Genomic DNA, 25,226 nt, shown 5'->3' on the forward strand with positions numbered 1-25,226 from the left:
TATTCTCATTTATTTCGTGGGTTTCCCCGCCACCACAGCGACAATTTCGCCTTTCGGGGGTTTAGCTTCATAGTGTTTCAGTACTTCTTCGGCGGTACCGCGTAGGGTTTCCTCGTGTAATTTGGTGATTTCACGGGAAATCGAAACCGGGCGATCGGCCCCAAAATACTGCACAAATTCGCCCAAGGTTTTCACCAACTTATGCGGCGAAACATACAGAATCATGGTTCGGGTTTCTTCTGCGAGTTGAAGGTAGCGTGTTTGTCGTCCCTTTTTTTCGGGTAAAAAGCCTTCAAAAACAAACCGATCGTTGGGCAAACCACTGTTTACTAAGGCAGGAACAAAGGCCGTTGCTCCGGGTAGGCAATCTACTTCAATCCCATTTTCTACACAGGCTCGGGTCAATAGAAATCCAGGATCGGAAATCGCAGGCGTGCCCGCATCACTAATCAAGGCAACAGTTTCCCCCGCTTGGATGCGTTTTACCCAATGGTCCACCGTTTTGTGTTCGTTGTGCATGTGGTGGCTTTGCATGGGTGTCGCAATGTCGCAATGTTTCAAAAGTTTACCGCTATTGCGCGTATCTTCTGCCAAAATGATATCGGCCTCCTTTAAGACTTTTACGGCACGAAACGTCATGTCGTCTAAGTTGCCAATAGGCGTAGGAACCAAATACAATTTACCCATTTATGAGAATTTTTTGGACACAATCGCGATAAATCGTTCGGCATAATCGTCTACACCTTCCCAATTGTTGTAATCGGGTTTGATGATTTCGTCGATAAAATCTTTGGCTTCTTCAAAAGTGGAGAAGGAATTCAATTGCGACAAGACGCGGTTGTAATCTTCGGTGCTGTCAGCAAACAAATATTTCACGAAGGCAATTTTATCGTTTAAGCCAATGTTGATGGATTTTGAATGCATTTCGTTCAAGGACTTTCCTTGTTCATCAATCACATTTTTAAGGGAGGGCGGTACGACCACATCATCGGGTTTAACAAAAATGGGTTCGCTGTAATTTTCCCCCAACAATTCTTCAAAGGAAATTTGTTTGGGTTCGTCTTTTTTTGGTGCCTCAACTTTGGGCTCTTCAATTAAAGCGGTAGGAACTTCAGGCTCCGAATGGGATACCGCTTCTTCTATAGGCGCAGCGGCCAATTCAAAAATAGGTTCGAAATCCAAGTCCGATTTGGCTTCCGTCATTGGAATATCTTCTTCCATTTCTTCCTCCTCCAAAGTAATTTCTCCCACAATAACGGGTTCTTCTTCGGGGGTTTCTTCTTCGTCAGGTGCGGTTTCCGTCGACTCTTCAGCGGTTTCCTCAGGGATTGCGGGTGTTTCCTCGTTCGTTTCCATTGCAACGGGTTCTTCCATAACTTCTTCCGTTACCATAACTTCTATGACAGGCGCAGGAGTTTCTTCAACGGCTGGAGTCAAATCAACTGCAGGCGCTGTAACCACTTCCGGAGAAGTAAGTGCGGCTTCGAGGTGGTTTTCAAGTTCTTCTGCGCTGATTTCATTTTTCAGCGTTTCAAAATGATCGCCGTAAAATTTTAAAACCGCAAGGGTTTCGTATAATTTTCGGGTTTCCGTGTAGAGTTGGTCTACTTCCGATTTGTTGCGTAGTTTTAAAATGCGGTGTGCAATACTAATCAATTCAGCTTCCAGTCTTTTTTTCATGGTGCATTACAATTTTGGGTATACGGTCGCTACCTTAGGGTAGTCCGCGTTGGGTCTTTTGTACAGTCATTTCCTTCAAAAATATGCAAACTCTTCATAACTTTATCCCAATAACCGGAGCAAGTCAGGGGAATTTTGATATTTTTGTTTCTGTACAAATGTAACAGAAAAACCTAAATTCATCTAACCAATTTAGTAAATGTTTTTAGAAAATACGGTTAATCACGAAGAGCAATTTGGGTGGATAGAAGTCATCTGCGGCTCCATGTTTTCAGGGAAAACAGAGGAATTGATTCGGCGTTTACGGCGGGCGCAATTTGCCAAACAAAAAGTAGAAATTTTTAAGCCTGCCATCGATGTGCGCTATGATGAAGCAATGGTCGTTTCGCACAACAAAAATGAAATTCGCTCCACTCCCGTTCCTGCAGCCGCAAACATTGCTATTTTGGCGCAAGGGTGTGATGTCGTCGGAATTGATGAAGCCCAATTTTTTGATGATGAAATCGTAAAAATTTGCAATGATTTGGCCAATTCTGGCATTCGGGTCATTGTGGCCGGACTCGATATGGACTTTAAAGGAAATCCCTTTGGTCCCATGCCCGCGCTTATGGCTACTGCTGAATATGTAACCAAAGTCCACGCCGTATGCACCCGCACGGGCAATCTCGCTCATTACAGTTACCGTAAATCCAATAACGATAATCTAGTTCTTTTGGGGGAAACCGAAGAATACGAACCGCTTAGTCGTGCGGCGTATTACAAGGCGATGCGCGAACATATTGAAGTTAACGACCCAGAGGATTTATCGACCGAACTCAATTCCTAACTGCTGTGACACGTTCTATTCGCACCCTCGTTCCTATTTTGAAAGCGCAATTTCAAGGGCCGCATGATATCGCGATCGTAGATGCCGTGTCTATTGATAGCCGTTCGTTGCAAAATGGCCAGCACACCTTGTTTTTCGCGTTACGCGGCCCCAATCATGATGGGCATGATTTTTTGGAAACGGTATATACCCAAGGAGTCACCAATTTTGTGGTTCAAAGAGTTCCTGAGGCTTTAGTGGGGAAAGCCAACTTTTTGATTGTTCCCGATACCTTGATAGCCTTGCAACAATTGGCCACTGCTTATCGATCGGAGTTTATGTTTCCAATCATAGGCGTGACGGGTAGCAACGGTAAAACCATCGTTAAAGAATGGCTTAATTTTTTATTGAGTCCCGATTATCATATTATTCGCAGTCCCAAGAGTTATAATTCGCAAGTCGGTGTGCCTCTATCGGTATTGGGGATCAATGAAAAACACAACCTGGGTATTTTTGAAGCAGGAATTTCGACGGTGGATGAAATGGTGCATTTGCAAAAAATTATCCAACCCACCTTAGGAATTTTGACCAATATAGGTTCAGCACACGACGAAGGTTTTCAAAGTGCGGGCGAAAAAATCAAAGAAAAGCTTACGTTGTTTTCGGAGGTGGAGCTTTTGATTTTAAATAAAAACCGAACCATCGAAGCTTTTTTGCCATCTACAATACGCACATTTACTTGGAGTTCAGATGATAAAAAAGCGGATGTGTTTGTCATGGCCGACGAGCATCCCGACTACACCGAATTGCGAATTACCTACCAAAAACAATGTTTTAAAGTCGTCATCCCGTTTTCGGATTTTGCCTCTATAGAAAATGCCATACATTGTTTGATGGTGCTGTTGTATTTACGTTATGATGAAGCGGTGATTCAGGAACGCATGGCGCAATTGTATCCTGTAGAAATGCGACTTAAAGTCAAAAACGGCCAGCACCAAACCCGCTTAATTGACGACAGTTACAGTTCGGATTTTCAATCGTTGAAAATTGCTTTGGATTTTCTAGAAAGTCAGCAGCAGTTTAAAAAGAAGACGCTCATTCTCTCCGATATTTTTCAGAGTGGATTAGATAATGACGCTTTGTATGCACAAGTTTCGTTGCTCGTGGTGTCCAATCATATCAACCGGGTGATTGCCATCGGGCCTACGATTAGTGCTTACAAAAGGAAATTTCCCAATTGTTTGGCTTTCCCTTCGACCCAAGCCTTTTTGGACGTGATCGATACGTTGGTTTTTGAGCAAGAAACAATATTAATCAAGGGGGCACGTCATTTTCATTTTGAGGATATAGTCACGGTTTTGGAGGAGAAAACCCACGAAACGGTGCTTGAAATCAACCTTAATGCCATCAGTCACAACCTCAATTTTTACAAAGCTAAATTATACACCCAAACCAAACTCATGGTGATGGTCAAAGCCTTCAGCTACGGCAATGGCGGGTATGAAATAGCCAAGTTGCTCGCCCATCACAAGGTGGATTATCTGGGGGTAGCTTTTGCCGATGAAGGCGTAGCGTTGAAGCAAGCGGGAATCCAATTGCCGATCATGGTGTTGAATCCCGAGAGCACAAGTTATCCTTCGTTATTACAACACGGTCTCGAACCAGAGATTTATTCTTTAAAGGGGTTGCATGCTTTTGTCAAATTGGCGGAGCAGAAAAAATTGAAGCGTTTTCCTATTCATATCAAACTCGATACGGGCATGCACCGATTGGGATTTATGGAACAAGATATTCCTGCCTTGATTGCCCGTTTGCAGCAAACCCAAGCCGTGGAAGTGAAAAGTATTTTGTCGCATTTGGCGGCGAGTGACGACATGAAGTTTGTTGATTTTACCTTGGCACAACTTTCTTTATTTGAGGACCTGTCAACCCAACTCATGGAGGCATTAAACATACAACCCATTCGCCACATTTTAAATACGTCGGGCATCTCCAATTTCGGTCAAGCACAATACGATATGGTACGTTTAGGCATCGGGTTGTATGGAATATCCAATGACGAAGACGAGCAAAAATTACTGGAGCAAGTCGCCACGTTAAAGTCGGTTATTTCGCAAATTCGGGTCATCGAACCCGGTGAAAGTGTGGGCTATAGTCGCCGATTTATGGCCGAACGCTTGACCCGCGTGGCTACCGTGCCTATTGGTTACGCCGACGGTATCTCGCGCCATTGGGGCAACGGCAAAGGGTATGTGGTGATAAAAGGAAAACGCGCGACGATTCTCGGCAGCATTTGTATGGACATGCTGATGGTCGATGTGACCAATATTGACTGTAAAGAAGGGCATGAAGTGATTGTTTTTGGGAAAGACCCCTCGGTAATTCACATGGCGCAGGTATTGGAGACCATTCCCTACGAAATCATGACTTCGATCTCCCAACGCGTGAAGCGAATTTTTTATCGGGAGTAAGATTTTTAAATTAACTGGGCCTTTTTTTTGTTAAAATCCATAGCTTTGAACTACTAACCTTAAAAAACGAATAAAAATGGGAATGGTATCAGAATTTAAAGATTTTATCGCCAAGGGGAATGCCATGGATTTGGCCGTAGGGGTCATTATAGGAGGTGCTTTTGGCGCGATTGTAACGTCATTAGTGTCGGATGTAATTACTCCAGCGATTTTGAATCCTGCCTTGAAAGCCGCTCATGTTGAAGATTTAGCCGGATTAAAAACCGAGGGCGGAATCTTGTACGGTAAATTTTTAGCCGCAGTAATCAGTTTCTTAGTAATTGCCTTTGTCATCTTCTTGATGGTTAAAGGAATTAATGGCATGAAGAAAAAAGAAGCATCCGCTCCAGCAGCGCCTGCGGGACCGACACAAGAGCAATTGTTAGCCGAAATACGTGATTTATTGAAGAAGTAAACCGCTACCTATATATGCTAACTAAAGCCACTTCATTACGAGTGGTTTTTCTTATTTAAAATGTACCAACCGACGTGATTTCTCGTTATTTTTGCGGGACTGTTCAAGGAACTGTTCGTTTTCTTGAATCGCAAACTAGTCAAATTTCAACTTAAAACAGAAAGACCATGAAAGTTGCCGTTGTTGGTGCTACCGGTATGGTAGGCGAAGTGATGCTACAAATGTTAGCCGATCGAAATTTTCCCGTAACCGAATTAATTCCTGTCGCTTCCGAGAAGTCTGTTGGGAAAGAAATCACTTGGAAAGGGAAAGGCTACACCGTAGTCGGATTGCAAACAGCCGTTGACAGGCATCCAGATATCGCCTTGTTTTCGGCTGGCGGCCAAACTTCTTTAGATTGGGCTCCCAAATTTGCCGAAGTGGGCACTACCGTAATCGACAACTCCTCGGCTTGGCGCATGGATCCCACCAAGAAATTGGTCGTGCCCGAAATCAATGCCCACGAGTTAACCAAAGCCGATAAAATCATTGCCAATCCCAACTGTTCTACCATTCAAATGGTGATGGTTTTGGCGCCATTACACCAAAAATACGGGGTAAAACGCGTGGTGGTTTCTACCTATCAATCCATTACGGGAACAGGCGTAAAAGCGGTTCAACAATTGGAAAATGAATATGCCGGTATACAAGGGGAAATGGCCTACAAATACCAAATTCACCGCAACGCCATTCCACAGTGCGACGTGTTTGAGGCCAACGGCTACACCAAGGAGGAAATGAAACTCACCCGCGAAACCAAGAAAATCATCGGCGACGACAAGATTCATGTCACCGCCACCGCCATTCGTATTCCCGTGGTAGGCGGCCACAGTGAAGCCTTAAATGTGGAGTTTCATCATCCCTGTAACCTGAATGAAATCCGCGAAATCTTGCACCATACCCCCGGCGTTGTCGTACAAGACAACACCGATACGTACACTTATCCGATGCCGCTCTATGCCCACGGAAAAGATGAAGTGTTTGTGGGGCGCATTCGCCAAGATGAAAGTCAGCCGAACACCGTAAATATGTGGGTTGTAGCCGATAATTTACGCAAAGGAGCCGCCACCAATGCTATTCAAATTGCCGAATATTTGGTAGCGCACGAACTCGTATAATCTACTTCTTACAAATATATTCCCGTCGGTTCTTAAAAAAATGGTAAATCGACGGGTATTTTTTTGCTGAAACTTTATCTTTGACCCATGATGAATGTTCGTCGGTTACTTTTTGGTGGAATTTTATCCCTTGCCTTTCTGGGAGTTGTCGTATTGCAGGCGGTCCATGCGGTCGGTCACCTTGTACACGAATTTGAAACCGCGCACTGCCATCATCATTATACCCAAGGGACTACTGAGGTTTCTCACGCCCATCATGATTATGAAAAGTGTTTTCAATGTGAGTTTGCTTTTGGCGCTTACGTAAAACCCATTGCATTAGAATTCACGCTTTGGCCGGATTCTAATTTCCCCCAGGAACTATTTTCTTTCCATAGTATTTCGATTTCCGGGTATTCCGGCTTTCACCCCGCACTTCGCGCACCGCCATTAGGATAATACACTCGTTTGTATGATCTTAATGCATTATCCATGTCAAGAATTTTTTATGTCTTCTCCTTGCTGTGGGGTTTCCTTTTATGTGGGCAACACACCGTAACGGGGATTGTATATGGTTCCCAACAGCAACCGCTCGAAGGCGCGCATATTCACCTTTCCGACCAGTCCGTCAATGCACAAAAAGACGGCACGTTTCAATTTCGTAATGTCCCCCAAGGCAAGCACAAAGTGTTTGTTACCTATGTGGGTTACCTACGAAAGGATACGCTTATTGTGGTAACCCAAGCACAAGATTTGGTACTCCGCTTGCAAAAAGACCCTGTTGTATTGCAAGAAGTAGCTGTTAAGGGGAATCCAGTTTCCAACAAAGGTCTTGTGGTGGAAGCCAAAGTAAAAACGGTCGAGTTGCAACGAAATGCAGCGCGAAGTCTGGCAGAAGTTTTGGCCGAAATTCCCGGGGTTAGTATTTTACGAACAGGAAGTACCATTGCCAAACCCGTACTACAAGGATTGCACAGTAGTCGTGTTCCCATTGTAGTCAATGGGATTCGCAGCGAAGACCAACAATGGGGAGTCGATCATGCCCCCAATTTTGATAGTAACACGGCGGGGAAAATCAGTGTGATTAAAGGGGCTGGTGCGTTGCAATATGGCGGTGATGCCATTGGGGGACTAATCCTTATAGAACCCCTTGCATTTGCCAAAGATACGCTTTCGGGTAGCGCTGTAGTCAGTTTGCAATCCAATGGACGCGGTGGTGCGGTTAATGCGGCCGTTCACCGTGGAAATTTTTGCGATTGGGCATGGAATGTACAAACCGGGATGAAGTATTTTGGCGATCGAGAAGCGCCCGATTATGTGCTGTCCAATTCGGGGAGCCGTGAGTATTCGTTTACTGGTGATGTGAAACATATTGGAAAAAAAGTGGTTTGGGGTGCTGCTGCGAGTTTTTATCAATCGCAAATGGCCATTTTAACCGCTTCTCATATTGGGAACGTCACCGATTTGTACTATGCCATTACTAGCGGACAGCCTTATTTTGTGGGTGATTTTGGGTACGGAATTTCCAATCCCAAACAGGAAGTACGTCATTGGCGAGGAAAACTGTTTTTGAATTATACGTTATCCGATTCAGAAAGTTGGAATACCCAATATGAAATGCAGTACAATCAACGCTTTGAATACGATATCCGTCGGGGACAAGCCCGAAACACGCCTTCGTTGGATTTGACGTTGACCACGCATACTCTTTTGTCGGATTACAAAAAACAAACGGAAAAGTCGGTTTTAAAAGTGGGCGTCATGGGGCAATACCAGCACAATGCAGCGAGTCCTGATACGGGTATTCGGCCTTTGATTCCCACCTATGAAAAAGTGGATTTTGGGGGGTATGGGGTGTATCAATATGCTTTTGCCCCAAAATGGACTGCTGAAGCGGGTATTCGGTATGATTTTTCGCAAATGATGGCCCAAAAGTTTTTCCTCAAATCCCGCTGGAACGAACGCAATTACAGCCCTCAATTTGACCATTTTATTGTTGGCGACACAGGCTCGCAGTGGAATACCCGTCCGGAGTTTCTTTTCCATAATCTGAGTGCATCGGCAGGGATACGCTGGAATGCCAATGCGCGTTGGGACGTTCTACTGAGTTTGGGCCGGGCCGTACGCAATCCGAATCCCTCGGAATTGTTTAGTGATGGATTGCATCATGCTACCGGGATGATTGAATTGGGCGATTTGAATTTAACGCAGGAAAAAGCATTTAAAACCGCCTTGGAAATCAATTATAGAAGTACACCATTTACCCTAACAGCCACCCCTTACATGAATCGCATTCAGGATTTTATGTATTTGCGTCCCGTAGGTTTTGAAACCACGATTCGCGGCGCTTTTCCCGTTTGGGAGTACCAACGCACCAACGCTTTACTGTTGGGATTGGATTGGAATGCCCAAGTACGTTGGAATGCCCATTGGAGTTATGGCGTGATGGGAGCGATGGTGTATGCGCAAGATCAAACTACGGATACGCCAATTATTGATATTCCTCCATTTAATATCACCCAACATATTCAGTTTGAATATCCGCAGTGGCATGGGTTGACGACACAATTGCGTTGCTTGTGGATGACACAGCAACACCGTTATCCCAATACGAATATTGACGCGTCCATTGTTGTCAATAATCAGTTGGTGCCGGTAACCGTTGATGTAAGTACACCACCACCTGGGTATGTGCTATGGGATTGGAATGCGGCAATTACTTTGGTTGCGAAAAATAAATCAGCGTGGGTTATAGGACTCGGGGTGCAAAATATCGGAAATACTAGGTATCGTAATTATTTAAATCGGCAACGTTTTTTTGCGGATGAAATGGGAAGAAATATTCAAGTTCAATTACGTTACAATTTTTAACTTCTAACTTTAAAAAAATGAAAAAAATGAACACTTTAGAAAAAGTACAAAAATCAATTCGTGTCCTTGCTGTAGCTGCTTTAACTCTTGGAATGGTATCCTGTAGCGATGATAACAATACGCCCGTTAATGAAGAAGAGGTGATTACCACCGTAACAGTTCGCTTAACAGGAGGTGGACAAGTGATTACCTTGACTTCAAAAGATTTGGATGGAGATGGACCCAATGCTCCTGTGGTAACCGCTTCGGGGAATTTAGCACCAAACACTGCCTATACAGGAACGGTAAGTTTCTTGAACGAGGCTCAAACCCCTGCAGAAGATAAAACGGCAGAAATCTTAGCAGAAGGATTAGAACACCAGGTATTTTTTCAACCGACAAGTGGGTTAGGAACATTTACCTACACCGATTCTGATTCTTCTGGTAAACCGATAGGCCTTTCTTTCAATTATTTGTCAGGAAATGTAGGAACAGGCAATTTAACGGTGACTTTACGCCACATGCCTAACAAAGCTGCGGTTGGAGTTGCGGCTGGTGATATTACCAATGCAGGAGGAAGTACCGATGCACAAGTACAATATCCAATTACCATTAACTAATTGGAAAGATTCAAAAAAAAGCCTAACGATTTTGTTAGGCTTTTTTGTTTAAAAACGATTATCTCCGTCCAATAAGTTGCCAAGTCCTCCCAAGAGACTGCCTTCTTCACGAGAGCTACCTCCGGCTTTAGGAGCTGAAGCTATAATTCGATCGGCCAAACGACTAAAGGGAAGCGATTGAATGTATACCGTACCCGGACCGCGAAGTGTGGCAAAAAAGAGTCCTTCACCACCAAATAATGAGTTTTTGATGCCGCCGATAAATTCAATGTCATAATCAACTTCTTGTGAAAATCCTACGATACAACCCGTGTCGACTTTTAGGATTTCGCCAGGACTCAAATCCCGACGCGCCAAAGTTCCCCCAGCGTGGACAAATGCCATTCCATCTCCCTCTAGTTTTTGCATGATGAATCCTTCACCCCCAAAAAGACCACGACCTAGTTTACGTGAAAATTCAATGCCCACAGCGACTCCTTTTGCTGCACACAAAAAAGCGTCTTTTTGACAAATAAATTTACCGTTGTATTGCTTTAAGTCAATCGGAATAATTTTGCCTGGATAGGGGGAAGCGAAACAAACCTTTCGTTTTTCAGGATGCGGGTTGAGGTAAGCGGTCATAAACAAACTTTCGCCGGTTAACACCCGTTTTCCTGCCGATAGTAATTTTCCAAAGATTCCACTGGATTGTTGCGCCGAGCCATCGCCAAAGATGGTTTCCATTTGGATGCCGTGGTCCATCATCATAAAACTTCCCGCTTCGGCAACCACTACTTCTTGAGGATCCAATTCAATGGCTATGTATTGCATTTCTTCACCATAAATGGTGTAGTCAATTTCATGTGCATTCATGTCAATTATTTTTTATATCAATTAGTGTGAACCCTAAATTAAACGTTACAACGGAGGAACTTTAAAAGATTATTTTTATAAATTAACAATATGAATGCAAAAAATAAATAAATAATGTTATATTTTTACCATAATGATAACCAATAAACCTGTATATTATGAATTCAATGTTTACTAAAATTGTCCGAATATTGCTGGGCCTCGTCTTGGTGGTTTTTGGACTCAACAAGGTTCTTCCATCGCCGATTATTCCGTTACCCCAGTTGCCTGATAATGCAGCATCATTTATGACTTCTTTGGCAGCTACGGGATATGTTTTAAAAGTGTTAGGGATTTTGGAAGTATTCATCGGGGCATTGTTATTGACTCGAAAATGGATTGCTTTTGCTTTAATTATGTTAGCGCCAATTTCAATCAATATTTTGCTCTTCCATTTATTCTTGGATGCTTCAGGGATGCTAGTGGCATTGGTAATCGCCGTTTTGAATAGTATTTTAATTTACAAACATTGGTCGCAATACCGATCATTATTTTTATAAAAAAGAAAAGCGTTGTTCTATAAAAACAACGCTTTTTTTAAGGTTCTAAATAGCTGGGACGTTTCACATGCCGCATAATGCGCAGTATTTTATCTTTTCGTCGTTCAATGTAGCTCGAGCTATTGACGGGTTTATATTTTCGAGGATTTGGGAGAATGGCAGCGATACCGGCCGCTTCCCGTTTGGTTAAGGAGCGTACCGAATGGCCATACCAATAGTGTGCAGCAGCTTCGGCGCCATACACGCCATCGCCCATTTCAATACTGTTGAGGTATACCTCCATGATGCGTTCTTTACCCCAAATTACTTCAATCAAAACGGTAAAATAGGCTTCGAAAATTTTTCGCACATAACTTCTCCCTTGCCATAGGAATACATTTTTGGCGGTTTGTTGTGAAATCGTACTTCCCCCTTTGATGCGACGTCCTTTTTGGTTGTTTTTGAACGCTTTTTGCATCGCGGTAAAATCAAAACCCCAATGTTCTTCAAAAGTTCCATCTTCACTAGCAATAACCGCCCGTTGAAGATTGACCGAAATACTATCCAACGGCACCCAATCGTGGTTGCAAATCATTTCTTTACCTTCCCATTTGTTTTCAATAGCGCGCGTAATCATTAAAGGCGTAAACGGGATGGGCACCCATTTAAATAAAATGACACTACCAATGGATAAACCAAAAAACCAAAGGATAATTTTCCGAACAATTTTCAAGAATCGTTTCATAGTGAGATTAAATCAAATCCGCTAATTCTTTTCCAACCAAACTCCCGATGGCGACACCCATACCGCCCATGCGAACGCCACAATAGGTATGTTCTGATAAACGCTCTACTATGGGTTTTTTACTAGTCCCAATGCCCATAATACCACTCCAGCGGTGTGCAACGTTTACCTCTTTACCCGGAAGGATGACTTCATTTAACAGTTGGTCTAATTGGGATTGAATTGTAGGAGTAATTTCCATTGAAGTGGTGGTTTCTCCTTCAAAATCCAAATTTCGCCCGCCGCCTAATAGAATTCGGTTTTCAAAATTACGGAAATAATAATACCCGCGGTCCAAATGAAAAGTACCTCGAATATCTAAGTCTGGAATGGGTTCGGTAATCAACACTTGGGCACGAGCAGGACGAACCGCATTTTGTGTAATCCCTCCGGCAAAGCCATTGGTCGTAAAGAGTAATTTTTGGGAGGTAAAGCTTATATGTTCTAATTCAACGTGCACCTGATTGTTGCTTTCATAATGGTTCTTGACCTCCATTTGGTTGAGGATTAGAATGCCCGCGGCAGCGGCTTTTTGCAGTAAAACTTGCATCATATTTCCCGTGTCGATTTGGGCTTCAAAGGGATTGAAAACAACATATTCGTGGATGCCTTTAAAATCAAATCGATCCATTTCGCGGGCAAAAACATCCGATTTAAAAAGCGGTTTTAAAAGGTCATTGACGAAGGGAATTTTTTGCAAACATTCTTGATATAAGCTTTCGTCTTTTTTTAAAAACAATTCATATCCGCCATGAGGCTTAAAATCCAATAGGTCATCGCCGATGTTTTTGCGTAAAAGTTGCAGTCCCTCCCAACGTTTTTGGATCAATTGTATCACTTCCTCTTCGGAATGCGTTTTCAAGTCGTCAATAACTTCTGAAATACTTCCAAAACAGGCAAATCCTGCGTTTTTAGTGCTGGCACCTTGGGGCAAAATACCGCGTTCTAGCACAAGTATTTTAGCTTGTGGAAACCGTTCCCGTAACTGTAAAGCGCAATGCAATCCTACAATTCCACTCCCAACGATGGTGTAATCAATATTCGCAAACCAATTTTTTATTTCCCAAAAACTATAGGTCATTTCTTTTTTTCACGAAAATACGCAGATTTTTTATTCCTTTTTTGATAATGGGTAAACAACAATGAGATTGTAAAATTGTTATAAAATACATGTTTAAAGTGCTGCATTTTATCGATTTGTTAATATCTTTTGTTAATGATTCGCAATTGCTTAACAAAAACTTAATACTTTCGACTTCATAACCTAAAAAAAGCGAATGAATATGAAGTACAGATTACTAACTGTTGCTCTTTTGGCCTTTGTCGGTTTCGTTTCGGCACAGCAAAAGGGTTCGTTTTGGAGTCCGGCCTCGCGTGGAAATGCAACCCTGCTTGAGAGTCGTATGCAACTTCCAGAGCAAAATGTGATGCAATTGCGCGTCAATGATTTTAAAGCAGCCTTACAAGCCGCACCCCAACGTAACTTTACGGGTCGTTCGAGTGCTGTAATTGTCGAAATTCCCAACAGTAAAGGGGTAATGGAACGTTTTCAAGTGTTTGAAAATTCCAATATGGATCCCGCTTTAGCCGTACAATATCCTGAAATTAAGTCGTATATCGGGTACGGTGTTAATAATCCAACGTTAACGGCCTATTTTAGTGTTTCTCCGCTAGGGTTTAAATCGATGGTATTGGGTGCCGATCGCAAAGCTGAGTTTATCGAACCCCTAACGGAAGATTTAAGTACCTATACTATTTTTCAAAAAGGATCTTACATTGCTGCGGATACCTTCCGTTGTTTGGTTGATGATGAACCCATGGCTCAAGTCTTGACCAACAGTATGGAAGCGCGCCCTAATGCCGATGATGGTGTATTGCGTACCTACCGCTTAGCTTTGTCATGTACGGGTGAGTATACTGCTTATTTTGGTGGAACAAAAGCCTTAGCGCTAGCTGCTGTAAATAATACCATGACACGTGTCAATGGGGTTTTTGAAAATGACTTCAATGCGCGTATGGTGTTGATTGCCAATACCGACTTGGTCATTTATACCGATGCTGCTACAGATCCCTATACCACGAGCTACAACAGTCAATTGCAATCCACTTTAACTTCGGTGATTGGCGATGCGAATTATGATGTAGGCCATTTGTTCGTGAGAGCTTCCAATAATGGAAATGCCGGATGTATTGGTTGTATTTGTAGTACTGGAAAAGGAAGTGCTTTTACATCAGGTACCATTCCGACAGGCGATATTTTTGATATCGATTATGTAGCGCACGAAATGGGTCACCAATTTGGAGCTAACCATACTTTTTCAATGAATAATGAAGGTACAGGTGCCAACATGGAACCGGGTTCGGGGTCAACTATCATGGGGTATGCCGGAATTACCAGTCAAGACGTGCAACCCAATTCCGATGTCTATTTTCATGCGTTTAGTATTCAGCAAGTGACCAACAATATTAAAGCCAAAACGTGTTCAGTAAATACGCCTACCGGAAATGCGGTACCTACTGCTAATGCCGGTTTGGATTATACGATTCCACGTAGCACTCCTTTCATGTTAACGGGTGCTGGTTCAGATACCAATGGCGATGTAATCACGTACAATTGGGAACAGTTTGACAACGCCGCTTCAACGGCTACAGGGGCGAGTTCGGCGGCTAGTGCTACCCGTACCAGCGGTCCTACGTTCCGTTCGTATAATTCGTCTACTTCTCCTGTGCGTTACTTCCCAAGAATGCAATCGATCCTAGCAGGAGCCACAACTACTTCAGGAACTGAAATTACAGTAGAAGCGTTGCCTTCAGTGGCGCGTACGATGAACTTCCGTTTGACCGTTCGCGATAACCGTGTCGGTGGTGGAAATAACAATAGTGACGATATGATTGTCACCGTGAATGGTACCGCTGGTCCATTTACCGTAACAGCTCCCAACACGGCTGTTTCGTATAGTGGCGGTTCGACTCAAACCATTACTTGGAATGTGGCAGGAACTACGGCCAATGGGGTGAATTGTGCCAATGTCGATATCATGCTCTCTACAGATGGAGGCTCTTCATGGTCAACTTTATTAGCGGCTACGCCCAACGATGGAACGCAAGCCGTTACTATTCCAAATACACCGAGTACGACCTGTCGTATTATGGTAAAAGGAACCAACCATATTTTCTTTGATGTTTCCAATGCCAACTTCACTATTGTTTCGGGTGTTGCCGATACGCAAGCACCAACGGCACCGACTTTAAGTGCTTCAGGAACAACGGGAACTTCAACCAACTTATCATGGACAGGCGCTACCGATAACGTAGCGGTAACTGGATATGATGTGTTCCAAGGCACTACTTTGTTGGGTTCTACTGCCGCTACTACGTTTGCAGTAACAGGGTTGACACCAGCGACTACGTACTCTTTCACGGTTCGTGCCAAAGATGCTGCTGGTAATGTTTCTGTCGCCAGCAATCCTGTGTCTGTAACAACCACTGCGCCTGATACTACTGCGCCTACGGCGCCTACGTTGTCAGCATCAGGGACAACAGCAACCAGTACCAATTTGTCTTGGACAGGCGCTACCGATAACGTAGCTGTGACAGGGTACGATGTATTCCGCGGCACTACTTTAATCGGATCAACCGCAAGCACTACGTTTGCCGTAACTGGATTGACAGCTGCTACAACCTATACCTTTAACGTTCGCGCTAAAGATGCAGCCGGTAACGTTTCGGCAAATAGTAATACGGTTACCGTGACTACTTTAACAGCTTCAGTTACGTATTGTGCTTCCCAAGGAAACAGTACTGCCAATGAACGAATTGGACGTGTTCAATTGAGAACCATTAATAACACTTCTACAGGTACAGCGGGCTATGAAAATTTTACTGCATTATCGACAAATTTAGTGCGTGGCGTAGCCAATACCATCACGATTACTCCCACTTGGACTTCTACACGATATCGGGAAGGGTATGCTGTATTTATTGACTTAAACCGAGATGGTGATTTCTTGGATACTGGGGAAAGAGTATTTTCTCGTAATGCGACCACTACAACACCTATTTCAGGGTCATTTACCATTCCAACAACAGCTGCTTTGGGTACAACGCGTATGCGTGTTTCCATGAAATACAATGCGGTACCAACGGCTTGTGAGATTTTCGCTTTAGGTCAAGTAGAAGATTATACAGTGAATATCACCGCTACGGCTCGTGGTGAAGAAAGTACCTCGGAGTTGGCAATGAAGGTATATCCAAACCCTGTGCGTGATGTATTGTATATTGCCGACTTAACGCAAGAGGCTTCTTACCGCATTGTGAATGTAATGGGTCAAGAAGTACAACGCGGCACCACCCAAGGCGAAGGTATTGAAGTGCAAAACCTTGCGCCAGGCACCTATCTTTTGGAAGTTTCTACTCCTGAAGGAGCCGCTACAAAACGATTTATCAAACAATAATATCCGTTTTTCAATTCCCAATAAAGACCACTCTTTGGAGTGGTTTTTTTATTACTTTTAAGGCGGAATCTTATATTCCTTCCAACTAAACCTTTTGAATTATGAATAAAAAAATAGGTATACTAATCCTAAGTCTTATGAGTGTTGCAGCAACTGCGCAAACCTTAACGCCCGAAATGCTTTGGAGGTTAGGTCGCGTTTCCGTTTTAGGAATTTCCAAAGATGGTCAGTCCATCGTGTATAAAGTATCTACACCCTCGGTGGACGAGAATAAGTCATCGTCCAAGTATTATACGGTTCCCGTTTCGGGGGGAGCCGCTACGGAGGTTCAAAATGCTGAATCCCTTGTGGCCAATCGTAATCTATCTCCCAACGGGAAGTATGTTCTGTCAACAAAAGAAACTAAAGTCGAAAAAGTTCTGGGGAAAGATTTTTATCCCGAATTGGAGAAGTCTTTGGCGCAAGTGTACAACGGACTCGATTACCGCCACTGGGATACGTGGAACGACGGCACTCACAACCACGTGTATTTTGCCGATGCCAACGACCCCAAAGCCACACCGTTTGACATCATGGCGGGCGAACCTTTTGATGCTCCACAAAAGCCGCACGGTGGGGAAGAAGACTATATTTGGTCGCCCAACAATACCATCATTTATGTGTGTAAAAAGAAAGCGGGAACCGCTTATGCCATTTCGACCAACACCGATTTGTATGAATACAACATCGAAACCAAATCGACACGCAATTTAACCGAAGGCAACTTAGGCTATGATACCAATCCCGCCTTTTCAGCACAAGGGGTTTTGGCGTATTTGCAAATGCAACGCGATGGGTATGAAGCCGACAAAAATGACATCATCATTCGACTCAATGACCAAGTGAAAGTAAATCTAACCGCTGCTTGGGATGGAAGTGTCGATAGTTTCCTATGGGCGCCCGATGGTAAAAAGATTTATTTTGTAGCCGCAACTGACGGGACAAAACAATTGTTCGAAGTCAATAATCCTGGGTTGACCAAAATAGCCATAACCGTTAAACAAGTCACGAATGGGGATTTTGATGTGGCTGATATCGTTGGATTTTCAGGGAGCAAAGTAATTGTAACCCGCACCGATATGAACCATGCCGCTGAGGTATATAGCTATGATTTAAAATCAAAAGCGTGGAATCAAATTACGCATGTGAATGATGCGGCGTATGCAAGTTTGAATTTGCCCAAATACGAGCGCCGTTATGTAACAACTACCGATAACAAGAAAATGTTGGTGTGGGTGATTTTGCCTCCCAACTTTGATGCGACAAAGAAATACCCCACCTTATTGTATTGCCAGGGCGGACCCCAGTCGCCGTTGACGCAGTCCTATTCGTTCCGATGGAATTTCTCCTTAATGGCTTCACAAGGCTATATTGTTGTGGCACCCAACCGTCGTGGAATGCACGGCCATGGTGTGGCATGGAACGAACAAATCTCTAAAGATTGGGGCGGTCAAGTTATGCAAGATTATTTGTCCGCGATTGATGATGTTTCGAAAGAAGCCTATGTCGACAAAACCCGTTTGGGTGCGGTAGGCGCAAGTTATGGCGGGTATTCAGTATTTTATTTGGCCGGTATCCACAACAACCGTTTCAAAACATTTATTTCCCATTGTGGGGTGTTTAACTTAGAAAGTATGTACGGCACCACCGAAGAAGTGTTTTTCAATAATTGGGATCATGGCGGACCCTATTGGGAGAAAGACAATGCTGTGGCGCAAAAAACCTACAGTCAGTTTAACCCGATTAACTTTGTGAACGATTGGAATACGCCAATTTTAATTATTCAAGGCGGAAAAGACTACCGTGTGCCCATTGGACAAGGACAAGAAGCCTTCCAAGCGGCTCAGTTGAAAGGAATCAAGAGTCGCTTCTTGTATTTCCCAGATGAAAACCACTGGGTGTTGAAACCCCAAAATGCGATAGTTTGGCAACGTGAATTTTACAAATGGTTGAAAGAAACCTTATAGTGGAAAAGCCAGTGTTTTGCACTGGCTTTTTCTTTTCTCTTTTTTCTTTTCTCTTTCTTCTTTGCTCCCCTCGCGTTAAGGATTGAAGCGGCATCCTCCCGACCCTTCGGGAGATACAGCGAAAAGCCTGACCCCGATGGCACTTTGTTCCATTGTACCGCTTATTTTTTCATCGGGGGAACGCCATAAAAAAAGTCGCCTCCATGAAGAAACGACTTTTGATTATTTTGAATTTTATATTCTAAATTTTAAATGCTAGAGACTAAAGACTAATGTCAAATGTCTAACGTCTAAGTCTAACCACTAGTATCTATAATATTCTGGCTTGTAAGGTCCTTCCACTTGAACACCAATGTATTCGGCTTGTTCGTGGTTTAAGGTTTCCAATTCAACACCTAATTTCGCTAAGTGTAAGGCCGCTACTTTTTCATCCAAATGTTTCGGCAACATGTACACTTCATTTTTGTAGTTGGCACTGTTGTTCCACAATTCGATTTGTGCCAACGTTTGGTTGGTAAACGAGTTACTCATTACAAAACTGGGGTGACCGGTAGCACAACCTAAGTTCACTAAACGACCTTCGGCCAAGATAATGATATCGTTACCGTTTACGTTGTATTTATCCACTTGAGGCTTGATTTCGATTTTGGTTTCGCCGTGGTTTGCATTCAACCACGCCATGTCGATTTCGTTATCAAAGTGACCGATATTACAAACGATCGTTTTGTCTTTCATGTTCTCGAAGTGACGACCTATTACGATGTCTTTGTTTCCTGTAGTCGTGATTACGATATCAGCGGTAGCGATAACCGTATCTAATTTTTTCACTTCAAATCCGTCCATGGCTGCTTGTAATGCACAAATAGGGTCGATTTCAGTTACCGTAACGATAGAACCAGCTCCACGGAACGAAGCTGCTGTACCTTTTCCTACGTCACCGTAGCCACAAACTACGACGCGTTTCCCGGCCAACATCACGTCAGTTGCACGACGAACCGCATCTACAGCCGATTCTTTACAACCGTATTTGTTGTCAAATTTCGATTTTGTAACCGAGTCGTTTACGTTGATCGCGGGCATGTGTAAGGTACCATTTTTCATACGCTCATACAAACGGTGAACACCTGTTGTTGTCTCTTCCGACAATCCTTTGATACCACCAATCAATTCGGGGTAACGGTCAAATACCATATTGGTTAAATCTCCACCATCATCCAAAATCATGTTTAACGGTTGACGATCTTCACCAAAGAATAAGGTTTGTTCAATACACCAGTCGAATTCTTCTTCGTTCATCCCTTTCCAAGCATATACGGGGATGCCCGCAGCAGCAATAGCTGAAGCTGCGTGATCTTGTGTCGAGAAAATGTTACAAGACGACCAAGTCACTTCTGCTCCTAACGCTTTTAAGGTTTCAATCAAAACCGCCGTTTGAATGGTCATGTGCAAACATCCCGCGATGCGCGCCCCTTTCAACGGTTGCGAAGCGCCATATTCTTCACGCAATGCCATCAATCCTGGCATTTCAGCTTCTGCCAATTCAATTTCTTTACGTCCCCAGGCTGCAAGGGAAATGTCTTTAACTTTGTACGCCACGTAAGGCACAGTTTTCGTACTCATGTATTGTGTATATTTGTGTTTATATTTGAGGGTGCGAAATTACAAACTAAGTTTCTAAATAAAAAACTTTAATGTAATTTTATGAATCGTTAATCCGATTTAATCCGCTAAGAATCAGAAAAATAATAAGAAGCTATTTCCCGCTATCCGTTGCAATCTTTTTGGGGTGATGCTGTCAAGCGTATCAAATTCACGTCATTACCACCACCCCAAAAAGGATTTCTCCCGAGACTTCGGGGATATCGGGGCTAGTATATATTGCACAAATGCCATTTTACGAAACCATACACATCCGTCCACAAACTCAATTGCACCTCTGGAAAATTGAGGAGCCTTTAGACCATTTGATTGCCGGAGTTCCCTTACAGGATTATTCCCTCATTCGCTTGCACAAGCTCAAATCGGAAGTCCACCAAAAAGGGTTTCTCGCCGTACGCCATTTGCTGCAGCATCTCGGATATGCCGATACCGATCTCACCTACGACACCAGTGGGAAACCCCATTTGTCTGATGGCCATCACGTTTCGATTTCCCATTCCTATGGCTTTGCGGCAGTCGCCATCAGTGACGAAAACCTCGGTCTTGACGTTGAAGCCATGCGGCCTAAAGTGCTCAAAATAGCCCCCCGATTTATGGATGTAGATACGCATTTAATGGGTTTATCGCTCGCCGAACAACTCCAAAAAGCCACCATCATTTGGAGTATCAAAGAAGCGGTGTTCAAAATTAAAAATGAAAAAGGCATTAGTTACCCCAATCATATCAGTGAACAACCCTTTGCACCTGCCGAGGGGACTACGGTGGCGCGTTTGGACTTTAAGCACCAAACGGAATTATTTCCGGTACATTTTATTCAGCGCGAAGACTATATCTTTGTATGCGCTTTTGAAACCTAATGAAGGTATACGATTCCATATTTACGGCCTACCAAAACCAACAACCCTTGTTGGCGGTACTCATTGATCCCGAGAAAACCCAACCGGAGCAAGTGGCCAATTTGTGCCAACGACTCCAAGGGACTCCGGTCACCCATCTACTCGTGGGAGGCAGTACCTTTGAAGGACCGCATTTGGAAGCCTTGGTGCAAGAGTTGAAACGAGCATCAAACGTGCCCGTGCTTTTATTTCCCGGCGATTATGCCCAAATCACCGAAGCCGCCGACGGCATTTTGTTCTTGTCCTTACTCTCAGGCCGCAATCCCGAATTCTTAATAGAACATCAAGTAAAGGCCGCGCCACTGCTGCAACATTCGGATTTAGAAATTCTTCCCACAGGGTATCTGCTCATTGAAAGCGGAACGGAAACTGCGGTACAACGTGTGAGTGGCACACAGCCTTTGGCGCGTAATAATCCCCAACACGTAGCAATGACGGCACTCGCAGGACAATTGTTGGGTAAAAAACTGATTTATCTCGAAGCGGGGAGTGGGGCGCAACATGCGGTACCCCTCGAAATGATTGCCACGGTAGCTCAATCGTTAGCGATTCCATTGATTGTGGGTGGCGGTATTCGTAGCTTCGCTCAAATTCAAGCCGCCCATCAAGCAGGGGCCACGATGGTTGTGATTGGAACTGCTTTTGAGGAAAATCCCGATTTCTTTTTAGGGGCATAAATCCCGACCTTCATTTTACAAAATCTTCCTCTCGAAAATGAGCGAGAATCAATACCTTTGCGGGGCAACCCTATGCCATGTTAGACTTCTTTTTTAAATCCTATGAAAACGCTTCGACACTCCAAATTACTTTGGAGTTTTTGGCTTTTGTCACGGGGATTTTAAGCGTGTATTTCGCCAAGAAGGAAAACATTTGGGTGTATCCTACCGGACTCATTTCTACCGTCATTACCGTGTATTTGTTGTACCAAGCACAGTATTTTGGCGACATGACGATTAATGTGTATTATTCGCTCATGAGTGTTTACGGTTGGTACCGCTGGTCCAAAGGGGCAGCAACGGGTTCGCTCCCCATTTCACGCACCAACTTCAACGAGAAAATCATCGGTATCGGATTGTTTGTTTTCACACTTTTGGTTACCTATGGCGTCTACCAATTTTTTGACTATTCCCTTGAAATTCCCAATTATATTGATATTTTTACTTCAGGGTTGTTTTTTACCGCCATGTGGTATATGGCGTTGAAAAAGATTGAAAACTGGACCCTTTGGATTATCGGCGATTGCATCGTTGTTCCGCTTTTTGCCTACCGCGGACTTGGGATGCTCTCCCTACAATATTTACTATTCACGGTTTTGGCCGTTTTAGCCTACATCGAATGGAAGAAAATCTTAAACAATACCCCATCCTCAACCTAGGAAAATCGGTTTTACGGATTGCCTTTTACGGTCCCGAATCAACGGGAAAAACAACCCTTGCGCAGCAGTTGGCCGCCGATTTTGATACGGTTTGGGCGCCTGAGTTTGCGCGGGATTACCTGCAAGAAAAATGGGATGGAAAAGGGGAACTATGTCAACCTGATGATTTATTGCCCATTGCCATAGGACAAATCCAGTTGGAGAACCAAAAACTTCAAGAAGCCCGTCGCTTTTTGTTTTGTGATACCACCGTATTGGTCACCAAAGCGTTTGGAGAATTGTATTATGGCGCCGTGGATCCTATATTGGAGAAGGCGGCTAAAAAGCACAAATACGACCTTATTTTCCTCACCGATATCGATGTTCCTTGGGAACCCGATGACCTTCGCGATCGCCCCCATAATCGTGCCGAAACATTGCAGTTTTTTGAAGCGCAACTTATTCGCTACCAAAAACCTTATGTCAAGTTAAGTGGTGCTCTAGAAACACGAGTGGCTCAAGTCAAACAATTGATTATCGATTTGGAAAAAGCCTTGCAATGGGGCTTTACGTCGCATGACTTTTTGCAAATGCATACCCGAAAAATGGATTGGGAGGTATTGCGCTACCAATTTTCCATCCTCAAAAATGGCTTGCCCAAGATTCAATTGGAACGCGCTGCCACGATCGATGATGGCATTCAACCCTTGACAGAAGAGGAAGCACGTAATTACGCCACTTATTTTGAACAAAAAAAGGAAACCTTTTGCCTTAAAAAATTCGTTCCTGCTTCGGGCGCAGCGAGTCGCATGTTTAAATTTTTAAACGAGTTTTTGCACGATTTCAAACCCGGGAAGGATACCATTAACTCCTACATCAACCACGCGAAAAATAAAGACTTAGCCCTGTTTTTAATCGCGCTTGAAAAATTCCCTTTTTTCAAGGAGGTCACCGATACTACCCGTTCTTTGTATCCGAATTATGATACGCTACCTACCGATGAGCGGCATTATTATTTTATAAAAACCTTAATGACGGCATCGCAATTTGATTTTGCCAATAAACCCAAAGGGGTCTTGCCTTTTCATCAACAGGGCTCAGTCAGTATAACGCCCATTGAGGAACATTTGTTGGAGTGCGTACTCTATGCCCATGCCGATGGAAAATCAAAAGTGCATTTTACCGTGTCGGAGGAGTACCAGTCGCAATTTGAATCTATTGTAGAAACGGTTAAGCCGAAAATTGAAGCGATGTATGGGGTATCTATTCAAGTGAACTACTCCTATCAAAACAAAGCAACCGACGTTATTGCACTCACCCCTGATGGTAAGCCTTTTCGCGATAAGCATGATGCCATCGTATTTCGTCCTGGCGGGCACGGCGCACTAATTCAAAACATGAATTGCTTGAACGCCGATATTGTTTTTGTCAAAAATATTGACAACGTATCGCACAATTACACCGCCCAAATCGCTTTGTACAAGAAAGCCCTTGGGGGTGTTTTATTGCAAGTGCAAGAAACCGTTTTCCGCTATTTAAAATACTTACATCAAGACCAGGTTACCCTCGAAATGCTCCACGAAATCGCCCAGTTTGTGAGTCAGAAACTGTTGATGGAAATAACCGAAGACTTCCCAAAATATACCCGCGAAAGCAAGATTGACTATTTGATGGAAGCCCTTAACCGCCCCATTCGGGTGTGCGGGATGGTCAAAAATGAAGGCGAACCTGGGGGAGGTCCATTCTGGGTGCGCGATCAGAAAGGCCGTGTGTTTTTGCAAATTATTGAGTCGTCACAAATTGAAAAAAACCAGCGCTTCATTATGGAGCAAGCCACCCATTTCAACCCCGTGGATTTGGTGTGTGGCATTCGCGATTTTCAAGGGCGCAATTTTGACCTAACCCGATTTGTGGATCCGCATACCGGATTTATCGTCGAAAAAAACAAAGACGGTCGTTCGCTGAAAGCTTTTGAATTGCCAGGATTGTGGAATGGCGCTATGGCTAAATGGATTACCCTTTTTGTGGAAGTCCCCTTGGAAACGTTTAATCCCGTAAAAACGGTCAATGATTTATTGAAACCGGCCCACCAACCCCGTTCATGAATTCAGAAATACTTCTCGCAGAACTTCAATTTAAAGCCGTACGCAGCAGCGGTGCTGGTGGTCAAAACGTAAACAAAGTGGCCTCCAAAGCGGTGTTGACCTGGGATGTTCAGGCTTCCCAAGCTGTGGGGGCACAGGAGAAAATTCAGATAATGGAAAAACTAGCTGCCCGTATCTCCAACGAAGGGGTGCTACAAATTAGCTCTGAAGCCGACCGAAGTCAGTTGAAAAACCGCACCAATGCCGAGAAAAAACTCCTTCGTTTGGTGGCCCAAGCCCTTGAAGTACCCAAGCCCCGAAAGGCAACAAACATTCCATTTAGTGTCAAAATGGAACGCCTAGCGGCCAAGAAATCCAAATCCGAAATCAAACAAAATCGTCGTAAGCCGAATTTTTAAAAGAAGGGTTTGCAATTCCCCGAGAAATTAATTTACCTTTGTGCCGTCTCATCGGGGTGCTCAAAATAACGAGCTGAGATCATACCCATTGAACCTGGGCAGGTAATGCTGCCAAGGAAAAAAAGACAGCGGTAGAAGAAGCGCGCCTTCGTCGATGTCGGGCCAGTACAATCATTTTTTAACC

Annotated in this window: 21 protein-coding genes and 1 riboswitch; of the genes, 15 read left to right on the plus strand and 6 right to left on the minus strand. The window is 43.7% G+C overall.

Features of this window, described 5'->3' with window-relative positions; all coding sequences use genetic code 11:
• Positions 1-9: 9 nt before the first annotated feature.
• Positions 10-687: a 16S rRNA (cytidine(1402)-2'-O)-methyltransferase gene (rsmI, locus tag Q0037_RS07810; RefSeq protein ID WP_297517076.1), complete on the minus strand. Its 678-nt coding sequence runs from the start codon at positions 685-687 to the stop codon at positions 10-12.
• Positions 688-1,680 carry a hypothetical protein gene (locus tag Q0037_RS07815; protein ID WP_297517077.1) on the minus strand — a complete coding sequence of 331 codons (993 nt, stop codon included), beginning with the start codon at positions 1,678-1,680 and terminating at the stop codon, positions 688-690. It lies immediately after the preceding gene.
• Positions 1,681-1,879: 199 nt separating this feature from the next.
• Between Q0037_RS07815 and Q0037_RS07820 the strand changes: the two genes are divergently transcribed.
• From Q0037_RS07820 to Q0037_RS07850, 7 genes are all read left to right on the plus strand, one after another.
• Positions 1,880-2,506 (plus strand): thymidine kinase, encoded by a 627-nt coding sequence (locus tag Q0037_RS07820; protein WP_297517078.1) that lies wholly within the window; start codon positions 1,880-1,882, stop codon positions 2,504-2,506.
• Positions 2,507-2,511: 5 nt separating this feature from the next.
• Positions 2,512-4,956 carry a bifunctional UDP-N-acetylmuramoyl-tripeptide:D-alanyl-D-alanine ligase/alanine racemase gene (locus Q0037_RS07825; protein ID WP_297517079.1) on the plus strand — a complete coding sequence of 815 codons (2,445 nt, stop codon included), beginning with the start codon at positions 2,512-2,514 and terminating at the stop codon, positions 4,954-4,956.
• Positions 4,957-5,032: 76 nt separating this feature from the next.
• A complete protein-coding gene (gene mscL, locus Q0037_RS07830) occupies positions 5,033-5,410 on the plus strand; it encodes a large conductance mechanosensitive channel protein MscL (protein ID WP_297517080.1) in 378 nt (125 codons plus the stop codon).
• 167 nt (positions 5,411-5,577) lie between these two features.
• Complete coding sequence (locus Q0037_RS07835; RefSeq protein ID WP_297517081.1) at positions 5,578-6,567, plus strand: aspartate-semialdehyde dehydrogenase; 990 nt, start codon at positions 5,578-5,580, stop codon at positions 6,565-6,567.
• An 87-nt stretch (positions 6,568-6,654) separates the two neighbouring features.
• The gene (locus Q0037_RS07840) at positions 6,655-7,005 is read left to right on the plus strand and encodes a DUF2946 family protein (protein WP_297517082.1); all 351 of its coding nucleotides are present in this window, start codon (positions 6,655-6,657) and stop codon (positions 7,003-7,005) included.
• A 33-nt stretch (positions 7,006-7,038) separates the two neighbouring features.
• Entirely contained in the window at positions 7,039-9,417 is a 2,379-nt protein-coding gene (locus Q0037_RS07845) for a TonB-dependent receptor (RefSeq protein ID WP_297517083.1), read from the plus strand.
• Positions 9,418-9,443: 26 nt separating this feature from the next.
• Positions 9,444-10,016 carry a type 1 periplasmic binding fold superfamily protein gene (locus Q0037_RS07850; RefSeq protein ID WP_297517084.1) on the plus strand — a complete coding sequence of 191 codons (573 nt, stop codon included), beginning with the start codon at positions 9,444-9,446 and terminating at the stop codon, positions 10,014-10,016.
• Between the two features lie 48 nt (positions 10,017-10,064).
• On the opposite strand, the gene Q0037_RS07855 is transcribed toward Q0037_RS07850, so the two are convergent.
• Complete coding sequence (locus tag Q0037_RS07855; RefSeq protein WP_297517085.1) at positions 10,065-10,868, minus strand: TIGR00266 family protein; 804 nt, start codon at positions 10,866-10,868, stop codon at positions 10,065-10,067.
• A gap of 158 nt (positions 10,869-11,026) precedes the next feature.
• Between Q0037_RS07855 and Q0037_RS07860 the strand changes: the two genes are divergently transcribed.
• Positions 11,027-11,407 (plus strand): DoxX protein, encoded by a 381-nt coding sequence (locus Q0037_RS07860; protein WP_297517086.1) that lies wholly within the window; start codon positions 11,027-11,029, stop codon positions 11,405-11,407.
• 37 nt (positions 11,408-11,444) lie between these two features.
• On the opposite strand, the gene mtgA is transcribed toward Q0037_RS07860, so the two are convergent.
• The gene (mtgA, locus tag Q0037_RS07865; protein ID WP_297517087.1) at positions 11,445-12,131 is read right to left on the minus strand and encodes a monofunctional biosynthetic peptidoglycan transglycosylase; all 687 of its coding nucleotides are present in this window, start codon (positions 12,129-12,131) and stop codon (positions 11,445-11,447) included.
• 7 nt (positions 12,132-12,138) lie between these two features.
• Entirely contained in the window at positions 12,139-13,251 is a 1,113-nt protein-coding gene (locus tag Q0037_RS07870) for an FAD-binding oxidoreductase (RefSeq protein ID WP_297517088.1), read from the minus strand.
• Between the two features lie 202 nt (positions 13,252-13,453).
• Here Q0037_RS07870 and Q0037_RS07875 point away from each other — a divergent pair, with 202 nt between their 5' ends.
• A complete protein-coding gene (locus Q0037_RS07875; RefSeq protein ID WP_297517089.1) occupies positions 13,454-16,624 on the plus strand; it encodes a reprolysin-like metallopeptidase in 3,171 nt (1,056 codons plus the stop codon).
• A gap of 101 nt (positions 16,625-16,725) precedes the next feature.
• The gene (locus tag Q0037_RS07880; protein ID WP_297517090.1) at positions 16,726-18,630 is read left to right on the plus strand and encodes a S9 family peptidase; all 1,905 of its coding nucleotides are present in this window, start codon (positions 16,726-16,728) and stop codon (positions 18,628-18,630) included.
• A 303-nt stretch (positions 18,631-18,933) separates the two neighbouring features.
• Here the strand turns inward: Q0037_RS07880 and ahcY are convergent, their stop codons facing one another.
• A complete protein-coding gene (gene ahcY, locus Q0037_RS07885) occupies positions 18,934-20,250 on the minus strand; it encodes an adenosylhomocysteinase (protein WP_297517091.1) in 1,317 nt (438 codons plus the stop codon).
• Positions 20,251-20,516: 266 nt separating this feature from the next.
• On the opposite strand from ahcY, the gene Q0037_RS07890 reads away from it, so the two are divergent.
• The 5 genes from Q0037_RS07890 to arfB all read left to right on the plus strand — a co-directional run bounded on the left by Q0037_RS07890 (position 20,517) and on the right by arfB (position 25,042).
• Positions 20,517-21,146, plus strand: coding sequence for a 4'-phosphopantetheinyl transferase superfamily protein (locus Q0037_RS07890; RefSeq protein ID WP_297517092.1), 630 nt, complete (start codon positions 20,517-20,519; stop codon positions 21,144-21,146).
• On the plus strand, positions 21,146-21,862 hold the full coding sequence (locus tag Q0037_RS07895) for a geranylgeranylglyceryl/heptaprenylglyceryl phosphate synthase (RefSeq protein WP_297517093.1): 717 nt from the start codon (positions 21,146-21,148) through the stop codon (positions 21,860-21,862). Before Q0037_RS07890 ends, Q0037_RS07895 begins: the two co-directional genes overlap by 1 nt.
• A gap of 77 nt (positions 21,863-21,939) precedes the next feature.
• Positions 21,940-22,560, plus strand: coding sequence for a nicotinamide riboside transporter PnuC (gene pnuC, locus Q0037_RS07900; protein ID WP_297517094.1), 621 nt, complete (start codon positions 21,940-21,942; stop codon positions 22,558-22,560).
• Positions 22,521-24,644 carry a DUF4301 family protein gene (locus Q0037_RS07905; RefSeq protein ID WP_297517095.1) on the plus strand — a complete coding sequence of 708 codons (2,124 nt, stop codon included), beginning with the start codon at positions 22,521-22,523 and terminating at the stop codon, positions 24,642-24,644. The genes pnuC and Q0037_RS07905 overlap by 40 nt, the downstream gene beginning before the upstream one ends.
• Positions 24,641-25,042 carry an alternative ribosome rescue aminoacyl-tRNA hydrolase ArfB gene (gene arfB, locus Q0037_RS07910; protein WP_297517096.1) on the plus strand — a complete coding sequence of 134 codons (402 nt, stop codon included), beginning with the start codon at positions 24,641-24,643 and terminating at the stop codon, positions 25,040-25,042. Before Q0037_RS07905 ends, arfB begins: the two co-directional genes overlap by 4 nt.
• Positions 25,043-25,084: 42 nt before the next feature.
• Positions 25,085-25,179, plus strand: a riboswitch (TPP riboswitch).
• Positions 25,180-25,226 lie beyond the last annotated feature (47 nt).

It is taken from the genome of Flavobacterium sp. (assembly GCF_027482425.1).
Lineage (GTDB): Bacteria > Bacteroidota > Bacteroidia > Flavobacteriales > Flavobacteriaceae > Flavobacterium.